The organism is Streptomyces sp. NPDC000134 (assembly GCF_042899225.1).
Lineage (GTDB): Bacteria > Actinomycetota > Actinomycetes > Streptomycetales > Streptomycetaceae > Streptomyces.
The window spans coordinates 26904-50235 of the sequence record NZ_JBIAZN010000013.1 but is presented as its reverse complement, the minus strand read 5'-3'; the positions used below and the strand labels follow the sequence as shown (position 1 = coordinate 50235).

The window sequence follows — 23332 nt, the reverse complement described above, 5'->3', positions numbered from 1 at the left end:
CGCAACAGCCTACGGAACGGGCCCGCGGCGCTCACCGCCCAGGGCGCACCGTCAGGTCGTTGACCTCGGCGTCCCGGGGCAGGTCCAGGGCCATCAGGAGTGCCGTGGCGACCGACTCGGGGTCGATCCACCGGGCGGCGTCGTACTCCTTGCCCTCCTGCTGGTGCACCTTGGCCTGCATGGGGCTGGCGGTGCGGCCGGGGTAGACGGAGGTGACCCGGACGCCGTTGCCGTGCTCCTCCTGGCGCAGGGAGTCGGCGAGCGCCTTCAGGCCGTGCTTGGAGGCGGCGTACGCGGCCCACTCGGCGTGCGCGGCCAGTCCGGAGCCGGAGTTGACGAAGATCACGTGGCCCTGGGCGGCGCGGAGCTGGGGCAGCAGCAGCCGGGTCAGCTCGGCGGGCGCGATCAGGTTGACGTCGAGCTGGTGGCGCCAGGTCCTGGGGGTCAGCTCGCCGACCGGGCCGAGGTCCACGACGCCGGCGATGTGCAGCAGGGAGTCCACCCGGTCCGGGGGGCTCTGGTGGGAGAGCGCCCAGGACAGCTTGTCGGGGGCGGCGAGGTCGCCGACGAGGGTGCGGGCGCCGGGGAACCGGGCGGCCAGTTCCTTGGCGCGGCCCGCGTCGCGTGCGTGCAGGACGAGGTCGTCCCCGCGCTCGTGCAGGCGGCGGGCGACGGCCGCGCCGATGCCGGAGCCGGCGCCGGTGATCACATGGGTAGCCATGCCCGCCATGCTCGCATCACCGCCGGTCAGACGATGCCCCGGCTCTCCTCCAGGTAGGCCAGCGCGCCGACCGGCTCCTCGGCGAAGAACACCAGCTCGGTCAGGGGCCGGGGCAGGAAGCCCTCGTCCTCCATGCGGCGGAACTGCTCCTTGAGGCCGTCGTAGAAGCCCGCGGAGTTCAGCAGGACGACCGGCTTGTCGGTGTGGCCGTGCTTCTTCAGCTCCAGGATCTCGGTGGCCTCGTCCAGCGTGCCGGTGCCGCCCACCATGACGACCACGGCGTCGGCGTGCTCCAGCAGCAGCCGCTTGCGCTCGGCCAGGTCGGGGGCGATCACCATCTGCTCGACGCCCTTGCGGGCCCGGTCGGCCAGGAACTCCACGGAGACGCCCAGGAGGCGTCCTCCGGCCTCCTGCACGCCGTCGGCGACCACCTTCATCAGGCCGACGTCCGAACCGCCCCAGACGAGCGTGTGCCCGCCCCTGCCGAGCAGTTCGGCGAACTCCCGGGCGGGGCGCGTGTAGCGCTCGTCGAGGTCGGCGGCGGAGAGGAAGACGCAGATGTTCATGGTTTCCACCGTACGGGCGGGCCCGGCGGGGAAGAACTCCGGTTCCATCAGCGCTGCACTGGAGAACCGGTAGAGAACAGCGCCGACCCAGGAGGCGATCGTGACACTGCACCGGATCACCGTCGAGCCCAGCGACCGGCACGTGCGCGTGCGGCACGGCGAGCGGACGCTCGCGGAGAGCGACGAGGCCCTGCTGCTGCGGGAGACGGGCTGTCCCGACCGCTACTACATCCCGCCGCAGGACGTGCGCACGGACCTGCTGGCCCCGTCCGCCACGACCACCCACTGCCCGTACAAGGGCGACGCGGCCTACTGGTCGCTGCCGGACGCGGCGGACGCGGTGTGGGCGTACCCGGACCCCAAGCCGGAGGTCCGGGAGATCAAGGACCACCTGTGCTTCTACGAGGTGGAGGTCTCCTGACCGGCGCGGACCGGGTCAGACCGCCCCGGCCGTCGCCCGGACCGTGGCGGCGATCGTCGCCGAGCCCACCACGCGCGTGCCGTCGTACAGGACGATCGCCTGGCCGGGGGCGACGCCGCGGACCGGCTCGGCGAAGGTGACCTCCAGGCGGCCGTCGACCAGTTCGGCGGTCACCTCGGTCTCGTCGCCGTGGGCGCGCAACTGGGCGGTGTAGCCGCCGGGGCCGGCGGGGGCCGCGCCGCACCAGCGGGGCTTGACCGCGCTCAGGGCGGTGACGTCCAGGGCGTCCGCGGGGCCGACGGTCACCGTGTTGGTCACCGGGGAGATGTCCAGGACGTAGCGCGGCTTGCCGTCGGGGGCGGGGGTGCCGATGCGCAGGCCCTTGCGCTGGCCGATGGTGAAGCCGTACGCGCCCTCGTGGGTGCCGAGCCGGTTCCCGGACTCGTCGACGATGTCGCCCTCGGCCTTGCCCAGCCGGTTCGCCAGGAAGCCCTGGGTGTCGCCGTCGGCGATGAAGCAGATGTCGTGCGAGTCGGGCTTCTTGGCGACGGCCAGGCCGCGCCGCTCGGCCTCCGCGCGGATCTCGTCCTTGGTGGTGACGGTGTCGCCGAGCGGGAACATCGCGTGGGCGAGCTGGCGGTCGTCCAGGACGCCGAGGACGTAGGACTGGTCCTTGGCCAGGTCGGAGGCGCGGTGCAGTTCCCGGGTGCCGTCCTCGCGGACGAGCACCTTGGCGTAGTGGCCGGTGCACACCGCGTCGAAGCCCAGGGCGAGGGCCTTGTCCAGGAGCGCGGCGAACTTGATCTTCTCGTTGCAGCGCAGGCACGGGTTGGGGGTGCGGCCGGCCCGGTACTCCTCGACGAAGTCCTCCACGACGTCCTCGCGGAAGCGGTCGGCGAGGTCCCAGACGTAGAACGGGATGCCGATGACGTCCGCCGCGCGGCGGGCGTCGCGCGAGTCCTCGATGGTGCAGCAGCCCCGCGCGCCCGTGCGGAACGATTGCGGGTCGGCGGAGAGCGCGAGGTGGACGCCGGTGACGTCGTGTCCCGCCTCGGCCGCGCGGGCGGCGGCTACGGCGGAGTCGACGCCGCCCGACATGGCGGCGAGGACGCGGAGGGGACGGATGCGCTGCGAGGTGTCAGTCATAACCCCTCCAGGGTACGGGTGACCGGGAACCAGGACCCGCGCGCAAGCGTTCTCGACCACATGGAGGCGAACGGCCGATCCGCGAGCGGGTCCAGGGACGGCGACCGGCGCATCGGCCGGCGCGCGCTGCTCGTCGGCGGCGCGGCGGCGGCCGTCGGCACGGCGGTGCTGGCCCGGGACGAGCTGGGCCGCCTGTGGTGGCGCGCCCCGGGCATCGACCGGCCCCGCGAGGAGGGCGCGGTCGACTACCGGGGCGCCCGCTGGGTGGCGGCGTCGGAGGCGAACTGGCGGCGCGCGGACCGGCCCGAGGACTACGGCATAGACATGGTCGTGGTCCATGTCACGCAGGGCAGCTTCGCCAGCGCGGTCCGGGCCTTCCAGGACCCTGGGCACCAGGCCGCCGCGCACTACGTCGTGGGCCAGGACGGCCGGATCACGCAGATGATCCGCGAGCTGGACGTCGCCTACCACGCGGGCGACCGCGCGTACAACGAGCGCAGTGTGGGCATCGAGCACGAGGGCTTCGTGGACCGCCCGCAGGACTTCACGGACGCGATGTACGCGGCCTCCGCGCGCCTCACGGCGGGCATCTGCGCGCGTTACGGGATACCCGTCGACCGCGAGCACATCATCGGCCACGTGGAGGTCCCGGGCACCGACCACACCGACCCGGGCCCGTACTGGGACTGGCCCCGCTATATGAAGCTGGTCCGCCGGGCGGCGACCACCGGGGCCACGGGCACGCCGAGCCCTTCGGGCCGGAGCAGCACCTAGCGGTTACGTCAGTCCGGCCGCCCGCGCCCGTTCCACGGCGGGGCCGATGGCCTTGGCGACGGCCTCGACGTCGGACTCGGTGGAGGTGTGGCCGAGCGAGAAGCGCAGGGTGCCGCGGGCCAGGTCGGGGTCGGTGCCGGTGGCCAGCAGCACGTGGCTGGGCTGGGCGACGCCCGCGGTGCAGGCGGAGCCGGTGGAGCACTCGATGCCCTGGGCGTCGAGCAGGAGCAGCAGCGAGTCGCCCTCGCAGCCGGGGAAGGTGAAGTGGGCGTTGGCCGGGAGCCGGTCCACGGGGTCGCCGCCGAGGATCGCGTCCGGCACCGCCGTCCGCACCGCCCGGACCAGTTCGTCGCGCAGGGCGCCGATCTCGCGGGCGAACCACTCGCGCTGCCCGGCGGCGAGCCGTCCGGCGACGGCGAAGGAGGCGACGGCGGGGACGTCGAGGGTGCCGGAGCGGACGTGCCGTTCCTGGCCGCCGCCGTGCAGCACGGGCACGGGGGTGTACTCGCGGCCCAGCAGCAGCGCGCCGATGCCGTACGGGCCGCCGATCTTGTGGCTGGAGACCGTCATCGCGGCGAGCCCGGAGGCGGCGAAGTCCACCGGGAGCTGACCGACGGCCTGCACCGCGTCGGCGTGCAGCGGGACGCCGAACTCGGCGGCCACGTCGGCGAGTCCGCGCACCGGCATGACGGTGCCGATCTCGTTGTTGGCCCACATGACGGTGGCGAGGGCGACGTCGGAGGGGTCGCGGGCGATGGCCTCGCGCAGCGCCTCGGGGTGGACCCGGCCGTGGGCGTCGACGGGCAGGTACTCGACGGTGGCGCCCTCGTGCTCGCCGAGCCAGTGCACGGCGTCGAGGACGGCGTGGTGCTCGACGGGGCTGGCCAGCACCCGGGTGCGGGCCGGGTCGGCGTCGCGGCGGGCCCAGTACAGGCCCTTGACGGCGAGGTTGTCGGCCTCGGTGCCGCCGGAGGTGAGGACCACCTCGCTGGGGCGGGCGCCGAGGGCCTCGGCGAGCGTCTCCCGGGCCTCCTCGACCGTACGCCGGGCGCGGCGGCCGGAGGCGTGCAGGGAGGAGGCGTTGCCCGTGACGCCCAGGTGCGCGGTGAGTGCCTCGACTGCCTCGGGAAGCATCGGGGTGGTCGCGGCGTGGTCGAGGTATGCCATGGTGCGCCCGATTCTACGGGGCGCCCGCGCGTCCCCTCGGAGGGATCGCAGCCGCCCCGGTCACAGGCTCCACGAGAGGGTGCTGTCGGCGGACATGAACGCCACCAGGACCACCAGGTCGGCGATGCCCAGACCGAGGCCGAGCAGGGCCCGGCCGCGGCGGGCGGTGCCGCGCCACAGGGCGAGGGAGGCCAGCGCGATGGCGACGGGGCCCAGGACGACGTTGAGGACGAGCAGGCCGAGCAGGCCCAGGACGAAGGCGGCGACGGCCATGCCGTCGGTGTCCCGGGCGCCGGTGCGGCGGGCGGCCGGTGCGGTGAGCCGCATGGTGTTCTCCCTGCTGGGCGTCGGTCGGGGCGTCAGTGGGCGGAGTCGCGGCGGCGGCCGTGCCGCTCGCGCAGCGCGAAGACGGCGAGCCAGACGGCGATGACGGCGGCGGCGGCGAGGGTGAAGCCCGGCGGCGCGTGGGCGACGGTGCCCAGGACGAGGCCGAGCAGGAGCAGTGCGGCGACCAGGAACAGCATGGAGTCCCTCCCCCAGATTCGGTGAACGCTTGTAGTTACAGTTGTTCACTGAGTTCCCACTCTAGCGCGCGCCATGGCTTTTCAATTTCGGAGAACAGTTGTTGACTGCATGGCATGAGTCACACCCTCGGCGCCCGGCAGGCACAGAAGCGCAGGACCCGGCAGGCACTGCTGGACGCGGCGCTGGAGCTGCTGGAGGAGCAGAGCCTGAGCAGCCTGGGGCTGCGCGAGGTCACCCGGGCGGTGGGCGTCGCCCCCACGGCCTTCTACCGGCACTTCCGGTCCACGGCCGACCTCGGCGTGGCGCTGGTCGAGGAGGCGCTGGGCAGCCTGCACCCGATGATCCGCACGACGGTGTCCCCGGGCGAGGACGCGGAGGAACGCATCGCCCGCGCGGTGGAGTTGATCGCCTCGCATGTCGGCGAGTACCCGTCGCACGTGCGGTTCATCGCCCGTGAGCGGCACGGCGGGGTGCAGCCGGTGCGCGCGGCGATACGGGAGCAACTCGCCCGGTTCGCCGAGGAGGTGCGGGCCGAACTGGCCAAGGACCCGCAGTCGGCGGGCTGGCACGACGACGATCTGCTGATGCTGGCGGGCCTCTACGTCGACCAGATGCTGAGCACGGGGTCGCAGTTCCTGGAGGCCCTGGAGGGTACGGAGGAGGAGCGGCGGCGGGTCGCCGAGACCGCGACCCGCCGGCTGCGCCTGATCACCCTCGGCCGCCGCCACTGGCTGGACTGACGCCCCCGGCGGCCGGACGGCGGGCGTCGGCGCGTCAGGGCGTCAGGGCGTCAGTGAGGGCGTCAGGCCAGTCGTACGCGGGCCAGTTGGCGGGACTGGGCGACCAGGCGGTCGGCGCTGTCCCAGACCTCGGCGTCCTCCTCCAGGAAGCCGCCGGCCAGGTTGCGGGTGGTGACCGCCACGCGCAGCGGGCCGGGCGCCGGGCGGCAGCGCACGTGCACGGTCAGCTCGACCGTCGGGACCCAGCCGGACAGCCCCATCTCGAAGGCGGTCGGGGGCAGCGCGTCCACCGCGAGGAGCAGCGAGAACGGGTCGGCGTCACGGCCGTCGGCGAGCCCGAACCAGGCCCGCATCTCCCCCTTGCCGGAGGGCTGGCCGAGCGCCCAGCCCAGGGTGTCCGGGTCCAGCTTGATCATCAGCCGGTCGGCGATGGCCGAGCCGCTGTCGACGGGGCTGGGTCCGTCCCCGGGGCCGAAGCACCGCTCCAGGGGCGGCAGCGCGGGCGGCTTCGCCGTCGTACGGACGTCGTCGGGCAGCGCGCCCAGGTCGCCGTAGGAGGCCAGGACGCGGATGCGCTCGACCTCGTTGCCCTCGTCGTCGTACTGCAGGAGGGACGCCTGGCCGGTGGAGAGGGTGCGGCCGGTGCGGACCGCCTCGGTGCGCACCACCGCGGGGCCCGGCCGGGAGGCCGTCAGGTAGTGCGCCGTGACGGAGAACGGGTCCGGATGCGGCAGGGCGTCCGCGAGCGCGCGGCCGAGGACGGCCAGCAGGTATCCGCCGTTGACGGCGCCGAAGACGGTCCAGCCCGCGGAGAGGCCGATGTCGTACACGCCCGGGGCGCGTCGGGTGACGGCGGTGTCCCGGTCGAACTCGCTGTCGCCGGCCGTGGCCGGCGTGACCGGGGCGGAGGCTGCTTCAGGCATGGCTGCACAGTACAACAGGAGACTACTGAGCGGTAGCTTTTTTGGGTCCGGGCCGGGCGGACCCGCTACTCCGCCTCCTGCACCGTCGAGCGCCGGTTCCACGCCCGGGGCGCCCGCCAGTGGTAGCGCATCGCCAGCAGCCGCAGCAGGAAGGCGGTGACCACCGCGGTGGCGCTGGTGAGCGGGGTGAGGGTGTCGAAGCGGATGCACAGCGCGACCATGGCGGCGCCGACGATGGCCGGGACGGCGTACAGGTCGCGGTCCCAGCGCAGCAGCGACGGCACCTCGTTGGCGAGCACGTCGCGCAGGACGCCGCCGCCGACCGCCGTGGCCATCCCGAGGCAGGCGGAGGCGGTGAGGCCGAGCCCGTAGTCGTACGCCTTGGTGGTGCCCGCGACGCAGAACAGGCCGAGGCCCGCCGCGTCGAAGATGTTGACGCCGGTCTGGAGGCGCTCGACGTGCGGGTGCAGGAAGAAGACCAGCAGCGCGGCGAGCAGCGGGGTGAGGAAGTACCCGAGGTCCGTGAAGGCGGCGGGCGGTACGGCGCCGATGATCAGGTCCCGGAACAGCCCGCCGCCCAGCGCGGTGACCTCGGCGAGGACGGCGATGCCGAAGACGTCGAAGTTCTTGCGGACGGCCAGCAGCGCGCCGGAGATGGCGAAGACGAAGATGCCGATCAGATCGAGCGTGTGCTGGACGGTGGGGCTGAAGAGTTCCTCGTACACCCGGTCATTCTCACCTGCCGGCGGGCCCCCGCCCCGCGAGGGAGGTCGGGGGCCCGCCGGGGGTGCGGGTCACTTCTCCTTGGCGGGAGGCTCCTCATCGGCGGACGCCTCGGGCGTCCCGGACGCCTCGGGAGTGCCGGCCTCGGCCGGCTCCCCCGTCGCCCCCACCTCCGCGGCCACCGCCGCCGAGGTCGCCGCCGACTGTGCGAGGGCCTCCTCGGAGACCAGCTCCGCCGCCTCCCTGGCGTCGGAGAGCAGGACGGTGTCCTGCGGGGCCTGGTCCGCGAAGTTCTCCGGGTGGTGGCAGGCCACCTGCTGCCCCGGGCGCAGCTCCAGCAGCGGCGGCTCGACGGTCCGGCAGATCTCCGTCGCCTTCCAGCACCGGGTGTGGAAGCGGCAGCCGCTGGGCGGCGAGATCGGCGAGGGCACGTCGCCCTTGAGCAGGATGCGCTCGCTCTTGGCCGACTTGCGCGCCGGGTCCGGGATCGGCACCGCCGACATCAGCGCCTTGGTGTACGGGTGCATCGGCGTCTTGTAGAGCAGGTCGCGGTCGGCCAGCTCCACGATCTTGCCGAGGTACATCACCGCGATCCGGTCCGAGACGTGCCGGACGACCGACAGGTCGTGCGCGATGATCACGTACGTCAGGCCCAGCTCCTGCTGGAGGTCGTCGAGGAGGTTGACGACCTGCGCCTGGATGGACACGTCGAGCGCGGAGACCGGCTCGTCGGCCACCACCAGCTTGGGGTTGAGCGCGAGCGCGCGGGCGATGCCGATGCGCTGGCGCTGACCGCCGGAGAACTCGTGCGGGTAGCGGTTGTAGTGCTCGGGGTTGAGCCCGACCACCGACAGCAGCCGCTGCACCTCCTTCTTGACGCCGCCCTCGGGCTCGACGCCCTGGAGCTTGAAGGGGGCGCCGATGATGGTGCCGATGGTGTGGCGCGGGTTCAGCGACGAGTACGGGTCCTGGAAGATCATCTGGACGTCGCGGCGCAGCGGACGCATCCCGCCGACCCCGAGGTGGGTGATGTCCTTGCCCTCGAACTCGACCTTGCCGGCCGTGGGTTCCAGCAGCCGGGTGATCAGCCGGCCCATGGTCGACTTGCCGCAGCCGGACTCGCCGACCACGCCGAGGGTCTCGCCGGAGCGGACCTCGAAGTCGAGGCCGTCGACCGCGCGGACCGCGCCGACCTGCCGCTGGAGCAGACCCTTCTTGATCGGGAAGTGCTTCTGCAGCCCGGTCACCTTCAGCAGGGTCTCACCGGGTGCGGGGTCGGCCTTGGTGACCACGGTGCCTGCGCTCTGCGCGGGGATGGTCACTGCTGCGTCCTTGGGGTTCTCGCTCACAGCTTCGGCGCAATCTCTTCGGTCCAGATACGCTCCCGCTGCTCCTGCGACATGTGGCAGGCGGCCCAGTGCTTGCTGCCGACCTCGGTCAGCTCGGGGCGGACCGTGCGGGTGACGTTGTCCTTGGGCACGTCGGCGTACGGGCAGCGCGGGTTGAAGGCGCAGCCGGACGGGACGTTGATGAGGGAGGGCGGCGAGCCCTTGACCGGGATCAGGCGCTCCTGCTGGTCGCGGTCGAGCCGCGGCATCGAGCCGAGCAGGCCCCAGGTGTAGGGGTGGCGGGGCTCGTAGAACACCTTCTCCGCCGGACCGCGCTCGACGCAGCGCCCGCCGTACATCACCAGCAGGTCGTCGGCGAGTTCGGCGACGACGCCCAGGTCGTGGGTGATGACGATGACCGCCGAGCCGAACTCCTTCTGCAGGTCCCGGATCAGGTCCAGGATCTGCGCCTGGACGGTCACGTCCAGGGCGGTGGTCGGCTCGTCCGCGATGAGCAGCTCGGGGTTGTTGACCAGCGACATCGCGATCATCGCGCGCTGGCGCATACCGCCGGAGAACTCGTGCGGGTAGCTGTCCACCCGCTTGTCCGGCTGCGGGATGCCGACCCGGTCGAGCATCTCCACCGCGCGGCGCTTGGCCGTCTTCTTGTCCACGTCGTGGTGGATGCGGTACGCCTCCACGATCTGCTGGCCGATCGTGTAGTACGGGTGCAGCGCGGACAGCGGGTCCTGGAAGATCATCGCCATCTGCCGGCCGCGCAGCTTGCGCACCTCGTCGGGGTCGGCGGAGAGCAGCTCGGTGCCGTCCAGCCAGATCTCGCCGGAGAGCCGCGCCTTGCGCCGGCCGTACTGCCCGGCGGTGTGCAGGCCCATGATGCCCAGCGAGGTCACCGACTTGCCGGAGCCCGACTCGCCCACGATGCCGAGGGTCTTGCCCTTCTCCAACTGGAAGCTGAGCCCGTCGACGGACTTGACCAGGCCGTCGTCGGTCGGGAAGTGCACCTTGAGGTCGCGGACCTCCAGGAAGGCGGTCGGGGCGGGAGAGGTGCCGGTGGGCTCGCCCACGGCGGCACCGCTCTTGCTGAGTTCGGTCATGTGAGCCTCACTCGGGGGTCGATCACGGCGTACAGGACGTCCACCACGAGGTTGGCGATGAGCACCGCGAGAGATGTGATCAGGGTGACGCCCAGGATGACGGGCAGGTCCTGGTTCTTGATCGCGTTGAGCACCGCCTGGCCGAGGCCGGGCAGGCTGAACGTGGTCTCGGTCAGGATAGCGCCGCCGATGAGGGCGCCGAGGTCCATGCCGAGCATGGTGAGGATGGGCGTCATCGTGGAGCGCATGGCGTGCTTGCGGATGACCACGCTCTCCCGCAGGCCCTTGGCGCGTGCGGTGCGGATGTAGTCCTCGCCGAGGATCTCCATCATGGTCGCGCGGGTGATCCGGGCGTACATCGCCGCGTACAGGAACGCCAGGGTGATCCAGGGGAGGATCATGCCGCCGAGCCAGCCGGTGAAGCTGTCCTCCAGGGGCACGTACTGGGCGTCCAGCCAGCCGAGTCCGTAGGAGAAGATCGCGAGGCTCAGCAGGCCGGTGAAGTAGATGGGCAGGGAGACACCGGCGAGGGCGACGACCATCGCGCCGCGGTCCCACAGGGTGCCCCGCTTGAGTGCGGAGAGCACGCCCGCGGCGAGACCGAAGATCAGCCACAGCACGGCGGCACCGAGCGCCAGACCCAGGGTCACCGGGAAGCGGTCGGTGAGCACCGGCCAGATGGCCTGCTCGCTGCGGAAGGAGTAGCCGAAGCACGGCGCGGCGCAGTCCGTGACATCGCCGCCGGCCGAGTAGGTCCGGCCCACGAAGATGCCCTTGAAGAACTCCCAGACCTGGGCGTAGATCGGGTCGTTGAGACCCAGTTTCTCCGCCACGGCCTTCACCGAGGAGGGGTCGGCCTGCTTGCCCACGAAGCTCGTGGCGATGTCGACGCCTGCCCACTTGGGGATCAGGAAGAAGATGCTGAAGACCACCATGACGATGACCACGAGCATCACAGCGGCGGCGAACAACCGCCTGATGAGGTAAGCGAGCACAGCTAACGGCCCGCCGCGGAGGGCGGGCCGCCGGAGGTCGTCCGGCGGCCCACGCTCACGCCGCGCCGGCCTTCACCTGCCTTTCGTGCCGTACGGCGGGTGTGCCGGTTACTTCGTGGACTTCAGACCGAGGTTGACGAAGTCGTACATACCGCTGTAACCGTCGGTCGTGTAGACGTTCGCCAGGCGGCTGGAGCGCCAGTTGAGGAACTTCTCGAAGACGAAGGGCAGGTAGTAGCCGCCCTCCATCACCTTGTGGTTGATCTCCGTGGCGATCTCGGCCTTGCCGGCGTCGTCGAGCGTGTTGACGTAGTCGTCGAACAGGCCGTCGATCGCCTTGTCCTTGATCAGCGCGTAGTTGTTGTTACCGCTGTCGAGGATGTAGTCGCTGTGCCACAGCGGCAGACCGTAGCCCTGGACGGACGGGAAGTCCGGGCCCCAGCCCATGATGATGATGCCGTAGCCCTTCTTCTTCACGTTCGAGGGGCTGCCGATGATGCCGGGGGTCTGCGCACCGTCGTACTGGTCGATGTCGACCGTGATGCCGACCTTCTTCAGCGAGGCCTGGAGCGACTCGGCGGTGGCCACCTCGACCGGCTTGTTGTTGCGGACCGCGATGGTGGTCTTGAAGCCGTTGGGCTGGCCGCAGGCCTTCAGCTCTTCCTTGGCCTTGGCGACGTTGCCGCTCTTGTTCTCGCCGGCCAGGCCGTACGGGTCGTACTTCTGGCCCTCGGAGCCCGGGACGGACGGCGGGAGCATGTTGGTGCCGATGTCACCGCCGGCCACCGGGCCGCCGCGTGCGGTCTGCAGGGAGACGTGGTCGGCGCCGTAGATCACGGCCTTGCGGCAGTGCTCGTTGTCGAACGGCTTCACGCTCTGCGGGAAGACGGCGTAGCGGATGTAGCCGGAGACCGGGTTGTCCAGGTTGCCCTTGTGCTGCTTGAGGGCGGTGGTGCGGCCCTGCGGCGACATACCGGTCTGGGCCAGGTCCAGGTCGTAGTCACCGGCGATCAGACGGGCGTCCAGGTCGTTGGCGTTGGAGAAGAACTTGATGGAGATCTTGTCCGGGTACGCCTTGCGGATCGGGTCCGACTCCTGCTTCCACTCGGTGTTGCGGACCAGCTTGAGGTCCTTACCCGGGCTGTACGACTCGAACTTGTACGGGCCCGAGGAGAACGGGTGCAGGCCGTACTTGGACTTGGTGTCCTTGTCCTGGCGGACCGGGGAGGCGGAGGTGAGCGCCAGCATCTCCTCGAAGTCCGAGTTGGCCTTCGGCAGCTTGAAGACGATGGTCTTGTCGTCCGGCGTCTCGATCGCCTTCAGACCCAGCTTGTCCTTGGACTTGTCCTTGTACGGACCCTGGTACTCGCCCTTGGGGTCGAGCACCTCCTTGAGGTACGTCGGGCCGCCGGACAGCACGTCCTGCGCCCAGACGCGCTCGATGCCGTACTTGATGTCCTTGGAGGTGATCGGCTTGCCGTCCTCCCAGGTGACGCCGTCACGCAGGGTGTACGTGTAGGTCTTGCCGTCGTCCGAGACCTTGGCCAGCCCGGTGGCGAGGTCGGGGGTCACGCCGGCGCCGGCCTTGCCGGGCTCGGTGGCGTTCGTGACGAGCTGCCGCGAGTAGTAGCGGGAGAAGTTCCACATGAAGCCGTAGTAGCCGCGCGTGGTGTCCCACGAGTCGGCGTCCTGGGCGCTGGCGAACTTCAGCTCGCCGCCCTTCTTGGCCTCGGAGGCCTGGGCGACCTTGTTGTTCGCGGCGTCGAAGCCGGCCGCGCCGTTCTTCGAACCCCCGTTGTCGCTGTCACCGCCGCCGCCGCACGCCGCCGTGGTCAGCAGCGCGGCGACCACTGCGGCAGCGGCCAAAGCCTGCTTGCGCCGCCCTGAGGTGCGTTGGGTAGTCACGATCTCGGATCCTCCGGATTAGATGAGAGACCCCGTGCAGGTGCCACGGGACACTTGTGCGGTACGGCAGTTCAGCGGGAGCCCTTCGGGTCCAGCGCGTCACGCACGCCGTCGCCGAAGAGGTTGAAGGCAAGAACGGTGATGAAGATCGCCACGCCCGGGATCACCATGTACATGGGGTCCGAGTCGTAGTAGTCGATCGCGCTCGAAAGCATCTGCCCCCAGGAGGCGGTGGGCGGCTTGACGCCCACGCCCAGGAAGCTGAGTGCCGCCTCGGTGAGGATGTTGGTGGGGATCATCATCGTCGTGTAGACGATGATCGGCGCGACCAGGTTGGGCAGCAGTTCCTTGAACAGGATGTAGAACCGCCCCGCGCCCAGCGAACGGGCCGCCTCGACGTACTCGCGCTCGCGCATCGAGAGTGTCTGGCCGCGTACCACACGGCCGATGTAGGGCCAGCCGAAGAATCCGATGACCAGGATCATCACGAACAGGCGCACGCCGGTGCCGGTGAGGCCGAGCATCTCGTTCGGCATCACGGAGACCAGCGCGATGATGAACAGCAACTGCGGGAAGGCCAGCAGGCCGTCCATGATCCGGCTGATGAGGGAGTCGACCCAGCCGCCGAAGAAGCCGGCCAGGATGCCCAGGACGGTGCCGATGACCACGGCGACGATCGCGGACAGGAAGCCGACCAGCAGCGAGATCCGGGCCCCGTAGACGATGCGGGAGAAGATGTCGCGGCCGCTGACCGGCTCGACGCCGAGCAGGTGGTCGCCGCTGATGCCGCCCAGCGAGCCGATGGGGGTGCCGAACAGCGGGTCGATCAGGTCCTCGTGGTGCGCCTCGGGGTCCTGCCCGACGAGGTGGGTGATCAGCGGCGCGAGCAGCGCGATCGCGATCAGGACAAGCACCACGACGCCGCCCGTCAGGGCGAGCTTGTCCCTTTTCAGGCGCTCCCAGGCAATTCGGCCCAGGGAACGACCCTGAACCGCCTTGCTCCCGGCGCCGGCAACCGCCGCTTCCTCGGCAGCACTCGGGGCCGCTTCCGCGGTCGGCTCGTGCAATGGTGCCGTCATCTGGCAGGGACCCCTCTCAACCGGCGGTAGCCGGCCCGCACTTGCCGCTGTAGCGGCGTGATCAGTCCGTCGTACACAGGGACGAACGTCCCTTGTTGCGGGAGTCTTCAACGCTTTGGCGATCAGTTGCCAGACTTGGCGGTGAATGGATGCGCAACCGTGATGCTGTTTGAGGATTTCCGTTATCCGGACAGTGGGTAACGGGGGCCGGACGCGGACGAGTTGGGACATCAGGGACAGAGGAGGCGCTTCCGGCCTCATCTACGCGCGAAGATCGGCTCCCCCGGACACCGGAACGGATCGTTCCACTCTCAGTACCGGTCGCCTGCCGGAGGGTAGCCGTACCCGGCGGCGGGAGCCTGGGCGGGGGCCGCGTGCGCCTCGCGGTCGTAGAACGGCCGGGCGTGGGCGCGCAGCCACATCGCGACCGGGTCGAGCGCGTCGGACATCGCCACGGTGGACACCGGCAGCCCGTCCGGCACCGCGCCGACCGAACTCTGCATCATCGCCCGCACCGCGGCGACGGACGGCGGGGTGGTGTCGTACACGTCCAGGCCGATGGCGAGGTAGGGCGCGCCGAGCGCCGGCTGCACCCAGGCGCGGCGCAGCGAGCGGACGGCCGGGGTGCGGTGGGCGTTCTGCGCGAGCAGGGCGTAGAACTGCGGGATCTCGATGGCCGGTTCGGACAGCCTGAGCGGTCCCGCGGGCTGGCGGTCCAGGCCGGTGGCGATCCGGCGCAGGTCGAGCCAGGGGATGCCGACGCCGCCGCCGGGGGCGTGCGGGTTGAGCCACAGGCCGTAGCGGTCGGGGTAGAGGGCGCGGGCCACCTCCAGGCCGTCGACCACCTCGTACGCGCGGTTCCAGCCGCTGGCGGACAGCTCCTGGGCGGAGGTGACACAGGGCGCGTACGCGTGCCCCTCGACCTCCATCGTCGCGTACTGGGCGTCGGGGGAGCCGGCCTGGCCGTGCCAGAGCAGCATCCAGACCTGGCCGGAGGCCGGGCTCGCGAGGGCGCGCAGCAGCGACTCGTAGGCGTCGTAGCGCCCGGGGGTCACCTGGCGCAGCATGTGCTCCACCTGCCCGGCTGCGGCGGTACCAGCGCTCACTTTGTATCGCCCCTCTGTACAACGCCTCGACCGAGTGAACCTAGCTTAAGGCCACCGGCGGTCAGGGGGGTCGTGCGTGTGCGTGCCGTGCGGGTGCGCGGGGACGGCGCTCAGACGTCCCTCGTGTAGAACGGGCGGACCCTTTCCCGCATCCAGTCGCAGACCGGGTCCTGGGCCGCCTCCAGGAGGACCAGGTTGACCGGCCAGGGGGGCGGGGCCGTGGTGAGGGCCCGGCCGAGGGCTTCGAGGGGGAGGGCGCGGGCGTCGCCCTCCCAGTGGGCGAGTTCGACGCCGACGAACATCACGGGGTCGGCGGTCTCGACGACGGCCAGGCAGCGGCGGGCGGTGCGGACCACGCCGAGGGCGGCGAACTCCGCGGCGGCGGCGGCGAGGAAGTCGACCGGGTCGTCCTGCCAGTCGGGCTCGGACAGGCGGACCCGGCCGCCGCTCGCGGGCCCGTCCAGCGGGGTCCGTCCGGCGCGGCACAGCTCGGCGACGGCGGGCGGCGGCAGGGGTATGCCGACCAGCCCGTCCGGGTTGACGGCGATGCCGACCTGCGGCGGCAGACCGCGGGCGAACTCCGCGGCGGGGGCGATGGCGTACCCCATGTGCGCGCCGACGACCTGCCGGAACTGCTCCTCGGAGCTGAACACCGGGACGTACGCCTGTCCCTCGATCTCCAGTGTGGGCAGGTCCAGGGGACCGCTGTGCGGGCCGCCGCCGCCGGGCAGCGGGACCCAGACGAAGCTGCGGCCGAGGACCTCGACGATCCGGCCGCCGGCGCCGGGCACGCCGAGGGAGGCGGACAGCACCTCCTCCAGCTCGTTGCCGGGCCAACCGCCGTGCGGGTGGGGATGCGCCTGCGCCGGGAAGTCCGCGGAGAAGCCCGCCGGGAAGTCCATCTGCCTACCGCCTGTGTGGAACCGCTGATGTGGCTGAAAAGGCTAACCCGTACGGCCGCGCCCGCGGCCGGTCAGCCCGTGAACCCGATCCGGTGCAGGGCGTCGGCCGCCGCCCGGTCGAGCAGGACCACGCGCACGCCGGCCGGCAGCGCGCCCCGCTCCACCGAGCGCAGCAGACGGGCGCCGGCCGCGCGGTGCCGCGAGAACGCGTACCCGGAGACGCCCCGGCCGCGCTCGCGCTGTCCCGCCAGGGCCTGCTCGGGGTCGACGTCGAGCAGCAGCAGGTGCAGGGTGCCGCCCCGGCGCCGCGCCTCGCGGGCCAGCCAGCGGCGGACCCACGCCTGGGTGCCGCAGTCGTGCACCACGACGCCCTCGCCGGAGCGCAGGGCGCGGCGCAGCCCGGCGTAGTGGGCGAGCCGGACGAGCGGGCGGTAGACCGCGTACGGCAGGAGGCGGGGCATCCGCGCGTCCCAGCGGTCGCGGGTGTCCTGGGAGTCCACGCGGCGGCCGCGCACGGTGCGCCGCATCAGCGTGGACTTGCCGCTGCCGGGCAGCCCGGTGACCACGGCGAGGTCGCGGGGGCCGAACAGCAGGGCGTGCGGACCGCGTCCGGACCGCTCGCGCAGGTCGCGGACGGTGGACGCGGGCAGCGGGGCGCGCGCCTCGCGGGCCGGGCCGACGGGCTGCTCGGGCAGCGCGAGACCCGTGGTGGCGGCGTACGCCGTGGTCCTGTTCACCGTGATCGTCCTCCCCTGGGGCGGTTCACGAGTTCCCATCCCCGTCGAGTGTAAAGAGAAGGTAATGCGGGGTGTCTCGAATTTTCGTGCGCTTACTGCCACAAGCCGGTTACAGATCACGGTCTGCCAGAGTCCGACCGGTCGTGCAATGATGTGCGCGCCAACTGCATACCGGCCGTTCGAACCCGCGCGGGAGAGTCCCCGGTCACCGACCGGGGCGCCGAAGGAGCAAGTCCCTCCCTTGAATCTCTCAGGCCCCGTCACCGCGCGGGCGAGGCACATCTGAAAAGCGGGCCGCCCCGGCGGCCCCACCCAAGGTGCAAGTCCTGACCGCCGCGCGGTCACGGCGAACCTCTCAGGTCCCGATGACAGATGGGGAGGACCTTCCTCGCCCTGCCGTCCTGTCCTGGGAGACGACCGACCGATGAGCAGTACCGAACCCCGCCGCACCGCGCTGGACGCCGTGCACCGCGCGCTCGGCGCGACCATGACCGACTTCGCCGGCTGGGACATGCCGCTGCGCTACGGCTCCGAGCGCGACGAGCACCAGGCCGTACGGACCACCGCCGGCCTCTTCGACCTGTCGCACATGGGCGAGATCGCGGTCACCGGCCCCGGCGCCGCCGCGCTGCTGGACCACGCGCTGGTCGGCGACATCGGCGGGGTGAAGCCCGGCCGCGCCCGCTACACCATGATCTGCCGCGAGGACGGCGGCATCCTCGACGACCTGATCGTCTACCGGCTCGCCGAGGCCGAGTACCTGGTGGTCGCCAACGCCGCCAACGCCCAGGTGGTGCTGGACGCCCTGACCGAGCGCGCCGCCGGCTTCGACGCCGAGGTCCGCGACGACCGGGACGCCTACGCGCTGCTCGCCGTGCAGGGCCCCGCCTCCCCCGGCATCCTCGCCTCGCTCACCGACGCCGACCTGGACGGGCTGAAGTACTACGCCGGTCTGCCCGGCACCGTCGCCGGCGTCTCCGCGCTGATCGCCCGGACCGGCTACACCGGCGAGGACGGCTTCGAGCTGTTCGTCGACCCCGCCGACGCCGGGAAGCTGTGGCAGGCGCTGACCGAGGCGGGCGCCTCGGCCGGGCTGGTCCCCTGCGGCCTGTCCTGCCGGGACACCCTCCGCCTGGAGGCGGGGATGCCGCTGTACGGGCACGAGCTGACCACCGCCCTGACGCCGTTCGACGCCGGGCTCGGCCGGGTGGTCAAGTTCGACAAGGAGGGCGGCTTCGTGGGCCGCGCGGCGCTCGCCGAGGCCGCCGCCCGCGCCGAGCGGAACCCCCCGCGCGTCCTGGTCGGCCTGATCGCCGAGGGCCGCCGGGTCCCGCGCGCCGGGTACGCGGTGGTGGCCGGCGGCGAGGTGATCGGCGAGGTCACCTCCGGCGCCCCCTCCCCCACCCTGGGCAGGCCGATCGCGATGGCGTACGTCGACGCGGCGCACGCGGCACCCGGGACGCCGGGGGTGGCCGTCGACATCCGGGGCACCCACGAGCCGTACGAGGTCGTCGCACTGCCGTTCTACCGGCGCCGGAAGTAGCCACCGCCCCCGGGCCCTCGCACGTGACCCTGGGCACATCCGCCCTGCTCACCAGCGGTCCCACCGGTCCCGCATGCACCAGCACACCCCCGCATACAGGAGAATTCAGGCCATGAGCAACCCCCAGCAGCTTCGTTACAGCAAGGAGCACGAGTGGCTGTCGACCGCCGAGGACGGCGTGTCGGCGGTCGGCATCACCGAGCACGCGGCCAACGCGCTCGGCGACGTCGTCTTCGTGCAGCTCCCGGAGGTCGGCGCGACCGTGACCGCGGGCGAGACCTGCGGCGAGCTGGAGTCGACCAAGTCCGTCTCCGACCTGTACTCCCCCGTCTCCGGTGAGGTCACCGAGGTCAACGAGGACGTCGTCGACGACCCGTCGCTGGTCAACTCGGCGCCCTTCGAGGGCGGCTGGCTGTTCAAGGTGCGGGTCGCGGACGAACCCGGCGACCTGCTCTCCGCCGACGAGTACACCGCCTTCTCGGCAGGCTGAGGAGCCCTTCGCGATGACCCTCCTGAACACGCCCCTGCACGAACTCGACCCCGACGTCGCCGCCGCCGTCGACGCCGAGCTGCACCGCCAGCAGTCCACCCTGGAGATGATCGCCTCCGAGAACTTCGCGCCGGCCGCGGTGATGGAGGCCCAGGGCTCGGTCCTGACCAACAAGTACGCCGAGGGCTACCCCGGCCGCCGGTACTACGGCGGCTGCGAGCACGTCGACGTGGTCGAGCAGATCGCCATCGACCGGGTGAAGGCCCTGTTCGGCGCCGAGCACGCCAACGTCCAGCCGCACTCCGGCGCCCAGGCCAACGCGGCGGCGATGTTCGCGCTGCTCAAGCCCGGCGACACGATCATGGGCCTGAACCTCGCCCACGGCGGGCACCTGACCCACGGCATGAAGATCAACTTCTCCGGCAAGCTCTACGACGTCGTCCCCTACCACGTCGGCGAGGACGGCCTGGTCGACCTGGCCGAGGTCGAGCGGCTCGCCAAGGAGAAGCGGCCGAAGCTGATCGTGGCCGGCTGGTCGGCGTACCCGAGGCAGCTCGACTTCGCCGCCTTCCGCCGGATCGCCGACGAGGTCGGCGCGTACCTGATGGTCGACATGGCGCACTTCGCCGGTCTGGTCGCGGCGGGCCTGCACCCCAACCCGGTGCCGCACGCGCACGTGGTCACCACCACGACCCACAAGACCCTCGGCGGCCCGCGCGGCGGTGTGATCCTCTCCACGGCCGGCCTCGCCAAGAAGATCAACTCGGCCGTCTTCCCCGGTCAGCAGGGCGGTCCCCTGGAACACGTGATCGCCGCCAAGGCGGTCGCCTTCAAGGTCGCCGCGAGCGAGGAGTTCAAGGAGCGCCAGCGCCGTACCCTGGAAGGCGCCCGCATCCTGGCCGAGCGCCTGGTGCGGGACGACGCGAAGGCGGCGGGCGTCTCCGTCCTGACCGGCGGCACCGACGTCCACCTGGTCCTGGTCGACCTGCGCGACTCCGCGCTGGACGGGCAGCAGGCCGAGGACCGCCTCCACGAGGTCGGCATCACGGTCAACCGCAACGCCGTCCCCGACGACCCGCGTCCGCCGATGGTGACCTCCGGTCTGCGCATCGGTACGCCGGCCCTGGCCACCCGCGGCTTCACCGCCGAGGACTTCGCCGAGGTCGCGGACGTGATCGCCGAGGCGCTCAAGCCGTCGTACGACGCGGCGGCCCTCAAGGCCCGGGTGACCGCCCTGGCGGACAGGCACCCGCTGTACCCCGGCCTGACCGCCAAGTAGGACGCACGGCAGTACGACGTAGGACGAACAGCAGTACGACCGGGGCGCCGGACCCCGCCACAAGCGGCCGGCGCCCCACCCCCTCCGCACCACCCCCGCTTTGAGGAGTCCCCGTGGCCATCTCGGTCTTCGACCTGTTCTCGATCGGCATCGGCCCGTCCAGCTCCCACACGGTCGGCCCGATGCGCGCGGCCCGCATGTTCGCCCGGCGGCTGCGCGGCGAGGGGCTGCTCGGCTCCGTCGCCTCGGTCCGGGCCGAGCTGTACGGCTCGCTCGGCGCGACCGGCCACGGCCACGGCACCCCCAAGGCGGTGCTGCTCGGCCTGGAGGGCGACTCCCCGCGCACGGTGGACGTGGAGACGGCCGAGGCGCGCGTGGAGTCGATCCGGGCCGAGGGCCGCCTCAGCCTGCTCGGCACCCACGAGATCCCCTTCGCCTACGACACCGACCTGGTCCTGCACCGCCGCGAGACCCTCCCCTACCACGCCAACGGCATGACCCTGTGGGCGTACGACGGCCAGGGCGCGGAGCTGCTCACCAAGACGTACTACTCGGTGGGCGGCGGATTCGTGGTCGACGAGGACGCGGTCGGCGCGGACCGCATCAAGCTCGACGACACGGTGCTGAAGTACCCCTTCCGCACCGGCGACGAGCTGCTGCGCCGCACCCGGGAGACCGGCCTGTCGATCTCCGCGCTGATGCTGGAGAACGAGCGGGCCTGGCGCACCGAGGAGGAGATCCGCGCGGGCCTGCTGGAGATCTGGGGGGTGATGCGGGCGTGCGTGGACCGCGGCCTGACCCGCGAGGGCATCCTGCCCGGCGGCCTGAAGGTCCGCCGCCGCGCCGCGAACACCGCGCGCAAGCTGCGCTCCGAGGGCGATCCCCAGGCCCTCGCGATGGAGTGGATCACCCTTTACGCGATGGCGGTGAACGAGGAGAACGCGGCCGGCGGCCGGGTCGTGACCGCCCCCACCAACGGCGCCGCGGGCATCATCCCCGCCGTCCTGCACTACTACCGCAACTTCGTCCCCGGCGCCGACGAGGAGGGCGTGGTCCGCTTCCTCCTCGCGGCCGGCGCCATCGGCATGCTGTTCAAGGAGAACGCCTCCATCTCCGGCGCCGAGGTCGGCTGCCAGGGCGAGGTCGGCTCCGCCTGCTCGATGGCGGCGGGCGCGCTGGCCGAGGTCCTCGGCGGCTCCCCGGAACAGGTGGAGAACGCCGCCGAGATCGGCATGGAGCACAACCTCGGCCTCACCTGCGACCCCGTCGGCGGCCTCGTCCAGATCCCCTGCATCGAACGCAACGGCATGGCCGCGGTCAAGGCCGTCACCGCCGCCCGCATGGCGATGCGCGGCGACGGCTCCCACAAGGTCTCCCTGGACAAGGTCATCAAGACCATGAAGGAGACCGGCGCCGACATGTCGGTCAAGTACAAGGAAACGGCCCGGGGCGGGCTGGCGGTCAACATCATCGAGTGCTGAGCTCGCGTCTACTGAGCGGTGGCCCCGCAGCGCGGTCGCGCTCGTACTTTCGTATGCCTCACCGGCCCTGCGAAACACGCAGGATACTCAGCACGCACAACAGCTCTCTGCTTCAACTCCGTTTCAGTCAAGTTCAGAAGACCTCGACCTTCTGCTTGTGTGCCGCATACGCCGCCTTGTAAAGTATTCATCCGCCCTTTCCGTACGCCGACCACACCCTCAGGCAAAGGGTGACATATGCATACCGGGCTCCAGTGCACCGACTCCGACTTCTGCCATGAAATCGCGGGCGCCGATGACACCACATTTACATCGGTCTACGAAGGGAACCCGCCTGGTCGCATCATTTCGAGCCATGCACATTTTCGCCTCATCGCAGATGTCTCCCCCCTCTGCGTCGGCCATCTCTTGCTTCTGCCGATGGCTCACTATCTCAGTTTCGCGGACCTGGTCGACAGCCATCATGAGGAACTGGACGCGATACTGCACATCGTAGAACCGCTGTACTGCGAGACGTTCGGGCGACTCACCGTTCTCGAACACGGATCTTCCAAGGGAATGCGGTCCAGCGCTTGTATCTCACACGCGCATTGGCACCTGCTCCCCGTCGACGGACATGCCGTCGACGCTGCCATCACCGCCGACTCCCTGCATGCGGCGACATTTACCGATCTCAAACAGATCAATGCCTTCAGCGGCACTCCGTACTACCTGTGCGGTCATGAAGGAAGCTACCGCATGTACGACGGCCGAAACCCCATCCGCAGCCAGTACCTTCGCTCCGTCGCCGGCCGAATACTGGGAATCCCCACCCCTCTCTGGGACTACGCGTTGCTCATACGGAAGGAATTGCTGCGCGAGACGATGACCCGCACTCGCGACTGGAAAAACGCGCTGGACAACCCGGAGAATCGACCACCGGAACCTGAGCAGAGGTAAAGGGCGGCGCATGCCCCGTCATTCCGTCTCCATCGACGGCCCTACCGCCAGCGGCAAGAGCACGCTGGCCACAGGCTTGGCCGAGCGCCTCGGCCTGGCTTTTCTCGACACCGGCCTGACCTACCGTGCTGTCGGCTATTCGGTGTCCCGAGATCCCGGGCATCCCCTGCGAGGACGACTGGGTTCCGCCCTGAGGCACCACCCCGTGGTGTACGACGGCTCGGGGAAGGTGACGCAGAAGCACACCGTTTCCCTGGAGGGGGAAGACATCACCGAAGAGCTGTGGAACCCCTTGCTGGAGCCACATCTCAAGACCGTCGCCCGGGACGCCGCCTGGCGGCAGGAGATCCTCCGGCTGCATCGACGCATCATCGACGAGTGCGGTGACATCGTCGTCGTCGGCAGGGATGCGGCGATGACGCTGCTTCCTGCGGCGGAACTGAATATCTACCTGACCGCCGGGCTGGCGATCCGCAGAGAACGCCGCCGCGCACAGTACCGGGACCGGAAAGACCGGTCCATCGCCGTGGGCCCGCCCACCGACCTCGACGTCGAGAACCGCGCCGCCGTACGGGCACTGCCGAGATCGCTGGAACTGGACTCGACACATCTGCCGGCCTCGGCGGTGCTGACCTGCGTCCTGCGTCGGCTGGGACATCCCGTAGCGCCGATCGACGAATCCGCCGTTCTCGCCGGTGCGCCTCCCAAGGACAGGACACCGTAAACC

Annotated in this window: 25 protein-coding genes and 1 riboswitch; of the genes, 9 read left to right on the top strand and 16 right to left on the bottom strand. The window is 71.1% G+C overall.

The genetic code is table 11. The annotated features are described in order from the left end of the window. Window positions 1-31 precede the first annotated feature (31 nt). Window positions 32-730 carry an SDR family oxidoreductase gene (locus ACFY32_RS20620; protein ID WP_359193755.1) on the bottom strand — a complete coding sequence of 233 codons (699 nt, stop codon included), beginning with the start codon at window positions 728-730 and terminating at the stop codon, window positions 32-34. 17 nt (window positions 731-747) lie between these two features. Beyond that, the gene (locus tag ACFY32_RS20615; protein WP_359193758.1) at window positions 748-1287 is read right to left on the bottom strand and encodes a TIGR00730 family Rossman fold protein; all 540 of its coding nucleotides are present in this window, start codon (window positions 1285-1287) and stop codon (window positions 748-750) included. 97 nt (window positions 1288-1384) lie between these two features. Here ACFY32_RS20615 and ACFY32_RS20610 point away from each other — a divergent pair, with 97 nt between their 5' ends. Continuing rightward, window positions 1385-1708, top strand: coding sequence for a DUF427 domain-containing protein (locus ACFY32_RS20610; protein WP_359193905.1), 324 nt, complete (start codon window positions 1385-1387; stop codon window positions 1706-1708). A 15-nt stretch (window positions 1709-1723) separates the two neighbouring features. Here ACFY32_RS20610 and mnmA read toward each other — a convergent pair whose 3' ends face one another. After that, window positions 1724-2854 carry a tRNA 2-thiouridine(34) synthase MnmA gene (mnmA, locus tag ACFY32_RS20605; protein ID WP_390674912.1) on the bottom strand — a complete coding sequence of 377 codons (1131 nt, stop codon included), beginning with the start codon at window positions 2852-2854 and terminating at the stop codon, window positions 1724-1726. A 60-nt stretch (window positions 2855-2914) separates the two neighbouring features. Here mnmA and ACFY32_RS20600 point away from each other — a divergent pair, with 60 nt between their 5' ends. Further along, a complete protein-coding gene (locus ACFY32_RS20600; protein ID WP_359193908.1) occupies window positions 2915-3628 on the top strand; it encodes an N-acetylmuramoyl-L-alanine amidase in 714 nt (237 codons plus the stop codon). Window positions 3629-3631: 3 nt separating this feature from the next. On the opposite strand, the gene ACFY32_RS20595 is transcribed toward ACFY32_RS20600, so the two are convergent. Genes ACFY32_RS20595 through ACFY32_RS20585 form a run of 3 tightly spaced genes read right to left on the bottom strand, consistent with a single transcriptional unit; the run spans window position 3632 to window position 5319 of the window. Beyond that, window positions 3632-4795 (bottom strand): cysteine desulfurase family protein, encoded by a 1164-nt coding sequence (locus ACFY32_RS20595; RefSeq protein ID WP_359193764.1) that lies wholly within the window; start codon window positions 4793-4795, stop codon window positions 3632-3634. 60 nt (window positions 4796-4855) lie between these two features. Further along, on the bottom strand, window positions 4856-5122 hold the full coding sequence (locus ACFY32_RS20590; protein WP_359193767.1) for a DUF4190 domain-containing protein: 267 nt from the start codon (window positions 5120-5122) through the stop codon (window positions 4856-4858). 32 nt (window positions 5123-5154) lie between these two features. Continuing rightward, window positions 5155-5319 carry a hypothetical protein gene (locus ACFY32_RS20585; protein ID WP_359193769.1) on the bottom strand — a complete coding sequence of 55 codons (165 nt, stop codon included), beginning with the start codon at window positions 5317-5319 and terminating at the stop codon, window positions 5155-5157. 114 nt (window positions 5320-5433) lie between these two features. Here ACFY32_RS20585 and ACFY32_RS20580 point away from each other — a divergent pair, with 114 nt between their 5' ends. Beyond that, window positions 5434-6060, top strand: a complete 627-nt coding sequence (locus tag ACFY32_RS20580; protein WP_359193772.1) for a TetR family transcriptional regulator — start codon at window positions 5434-5436, stop codon at window positions 6058-6060. 62 nt (window positions 6061-6122) lie between these two features. On the opposite strand, the gene ACFY32_RS20575 is transcribed toward ACFY32_RS20580, so the two are convergent. The 10 genes from ACFY32_RS20575 to ACFY32_RS20530 all read right to left on the bottom strand — a co-directional run bounded on the left by ACFY32_RS20575 (window position 6123) and on the right by ACFY32_RS20530 (window position 16873). Further along, complete coding sequence (locus ACFY32_RS20575; protein ID WP_359193775.1) at window positions 6123-6983, bottom strand: thioesterase family protein; 861 nt, start codon at window positions 6981-6983, stop codon at window positions 6123-6125. A 65-nt stretch (window positions 6984-7048) separates the two neighbouring features. After that, the gene (locus ACFY32_RS20570) at window positions 7049-7708 is read right to left on the bottom strand and encodes a trimeric intracellular cation channel family protein (RefSeq protein ID WP_359193778.1); all 660 of its coding nucleotides are present in this window, start codon (window positions 7706-7708) and stop codon (window positions 7049-7051) included. A 69-nt stretch (window positions 7709-7777) separates the two neighbouring features. Then, window positions 7778-9028, bottom strand: coding sequence for an ABC transporter ATP-binding protein (locus ACFY32_RS20565; protein ID WP_390674911.1), 1251 nt, complete (start codon window positions 9026-9028; stop codon window positions 7778-7780). A 23-nt stretch (window positions 9029-9051) separates the two neighbouring features. Then, complete coding sequence (locus ACFY32_RS20560; protein WP_359193784.1) at window positions 9052-10149, bottom strand: ABC transporter ATP-binding protein; 1098 nt, start codon at window positions 10147-10149, stop codon at window positions 9052-9054. Further along, window positions 10146-11144: an ABC transporter permease gene (locus tag ACFY32_RS20555; RefSeq protein WP_359193787.1), complete on the bottom strand. Its 999-nt coding sequence runs from the start codon at window positions 11142-11144 to the stop codon at window positions 10146-10148. The genes ACFY32_RS20560 and ACFY32_RS20555 overlap by 4 nt, the downstream gene beginning before the upstream one ends. Window positions 11145-11252: 108 nt before the next feature. Beyond that, a complete protein-coding gene (locus tag ACFY32_RS20550; protein ID WP_390674910.1) occupies window positions 11253-13049 on the bottom strand; it encodes an ABC transporter substrate-binding protein in 1797 nt (598 codons plus the stop codon). A gap of 71 nt (window positions 13050-13120) precedes the next feature. Continuing rightward, complete coding sequence (locus tag ACFY32_RS20545) at window positions 13121-14128, bottom strand: ABC transporter permease (RefSeq protein ID WP_359193793.1); 1008 nt, start codon at window positions 14126-14128, stop codon at window positions 13121-13123. 311 nt (window positions 14129-14439) lie between these two features. Further along, window positions 14440-15195: an enhanced serine sensitivity protein SseB C-terminal domain-containing protein gene (locus ACFY32_RS20540; protein WP_359193910.1), complete on the bottom strand. Its 756-nt coding sequence runs from the start codon at window positions 15193-15195 to the stop codon at window positions 14440-14442. A 149-nt stretch (window positions 15196-15344) separates the two neighbouring features. After that, window positions 15345-16136, bottom strand: coding sequence for an enhanced serine sensitivity protein SseB (locus tag ACFY32_RS20535; protein ID WP_359193796.1), 792 nt, complete (start codon window positions 16134-16136; stop codon window positions 15345-15347). 71 nt (window positions 16137-16207) lie between these two features. Then, complete coding sequence (locus ACFY32_RS20530) at window positions 16208-16873, bottom strand: AAA family ATPase (RefSeq protein WP_359193798.1); 666 nt, start codon at window positions 16871-16873, stop codon at window positions 16208-16210. A gap of 180 nt (window positions 16874-17053) precedes the next feature. Beyond that, a riboswitch (glycine riboswitch) is annotated at window positions 17054-17149 on the top strand. Window positions 17150-17297: 148 nt separating this feature from the next. Between ACFY32_RS20530 and gcvT the strand changes: the two genes are divergently transcribed. From gcvT to ACFY32_RS20500, 6 genes are all read left to right on the top strand, one after another. Further along, window positions 17298-18416, top strand: a complete 1119-nt coding sequence (gene gcvT / locus ACFY32_RS20525) for a glycine cleavage system aminomethyltransferase GcvT (RefSeq protein WP_359193801.1) — start codon at window positions 17298-17300, stop codon at window positions 18414-18416. A 112-nt stretch (window positions 18417-18528) separates the two neighbouring features. Next, window positions 18529-18906, top strand: a complete 378-nt coding sequence (gcvH, locus tag ACFY32_RS20520) for a glycine cleavage system protein GcvH (RefSeq protein ID WP_390674909.1) — start codon at window positions 18529-18531, stop codon at window positions 18904-18906. A 13-nt stretch (window positions 18907-18919) separates the two neighbouring features. Next, a complete protein-coding gene (glyA, locus tag ACFY32_RS20515) occupies window positions 18920-20185 on the top strand; it encodes a serine hydroxymethyltransferase (RefSeq protein WP_359193807.1) in 1266 nt (421 codons plus the stop codon). A gap of 113 nt (window positions 20186-20298) precedes the next feature. Beyond that, window positions 20299-21666: an L-serine ammonia-lyase gene (locus tag ACFY32_RS20510; RefSeq protein WP_359193811.1), complete on the top strand. Its 1368-nt coding sequence runs from the start codon at window positions 20299-20301 to the stop codon at window positions 21664-21666. Window positions 21667-21903: 237 nt separating this feature from the next. Further along, entirely contained in the window at window positions 21904-22605 is a 702-nt protein-coding gene (locus ACFY32_RS20505) for a hypothetical protein (RefSeq protein WP_359193814.1), read from the top strand. A 10-nt stretch (window positions 22606-22615) separates the two neighbouring features. Then, entirely contained in the window at window positions 22616-23329 is a 714-nt protein-coding gene (locus ACFY32_RS20500) for a (d)CMP kinase (protein ID WP_359193817.1), read from the top strand. Window positions 23330-23332: the final 3 nt, after the last annotated feature.

Coding starts and splice junctions, on each gene's coding strand:
- ACFY32_RS20505 (WP_359193814.1), top strand. CDS start 21,904: ATGCATACCGGGCTCCAGTGCACCGACTCCGACTTCTGCCATGAAATC.
- ACFY32_RS20500 (WP_359193817.1), top strand. CDS start 22,616: ATGCCCCGTCATTCCGTCTCCATCGACGGCCCTACCGCCAGCGGCAAG.
- ACFY32_RS20540 (WP_359193910.1), bottom strand. CDS start 15,195: ATGCTGCGCCAGGTGACCCCCGGGCGCTACGACGCCTACGAGTCGCTG.
- ACFY32_RS20590 (WP_359193767.1), bottom strand. CDS start 5,122: ATGCGGCTCACCGCACCGGCCGCCCGCCGCACCGGCGCCCGGGACACC.
- ACFY32_RS20535 (WP_359193796.1), bottom strand. CDS start 16,136: ATGGACTTCCCGGCGGGCTTCTCCGCGGACTTCCCGGCGCAGGCGCAT.
- ACFY32_RS20585 (WP_359193769.1), bottom strand. CDS start 5,319: ATGCTGTTCCTGGTCGCCGCACTGCTCCTGCTCGGCCTCGTCCTGGGC.
- glyA (WP_359193807.1), top strand. CDS start 18,920: ATGACCCTCCTGAACACGCCCCTGCACGAACTCGACCCCGACGTCGCC.
- ACFY32_RS20620 (WP_359193755.1), bottom strand. CDS start 730: ATGGCGGGCATGGCTACCCATGTGATCACCGGCGCCGGCTCCGGCATC.
- ACFY32_RS20575 (WP_359193775.1), bottom strand. CDS start 6,983: ATGCCTGAAGCAGCCTCCGCCCCGGTCACGCCGGCCACGGCCGGCGAC.
- gcvH (WP_390674909.1), top strand. CDS start 18,529: ATGAGCAACCCCCAGCAGCTTCGTTACAGCAAGGAGCACGAGTGGCTG.
- ACFY32_RS20545 (WP_359193793.1), bottom strand. CDS start 14,128: ATGACGGCACCATTGCACGAGCCGACCGCGGAAGCGGCCCCGAGTGCT.
- ACFY32_RS20615 (WP_359193758.1), bottom strand. CDS start 1,287: ATGAACATCTGCGTCTTCCTCTCCGCCGCCGACCTCGACGAGCGCTAC.
- ACFY32_RS20595 (WP_359193764.1), bottom strand. CDS start 4,795: ATGGCATACCTCGACCACGCCGCGACCACCCCGATGCTTCCCGAGGCA.
- ACFY32_RS20560 (WP_359193784.1), bottom strand. CDS start 10,149: ATGACCGAACTCAGCAAGAGCGGTGCCGCCGTGGGCGAGCCCACCGGC.
- ACFY32_RS20600 (WP_359193908.1), top strand. CDS start 2,915: ATGGAGGCGAACGGCCGATCCGCGAGCGGGTCCAGGGACGGCGACCGG.
- ACFY32_RS20580 (WP_359193772.1), top strand. CDS start 5,434: ATGAGTCACACCCTCGGCGCCCGGCAGGCACAGAAGCGCAGGACCCGG.
- mnmA (WP_390674912.1), bottom strand. CDS start 2,854: ATGACTGACACCTCGCAGCGCATCCGTCCCCTCCGCGTCCTCGCCGCC.
- gcvT (WP_359193801.1), top strand. CDS start 17,298: ATGAGCAGTACCGAACCCCGCCGCACCGCGCTGGACGCCGTGCACCGC.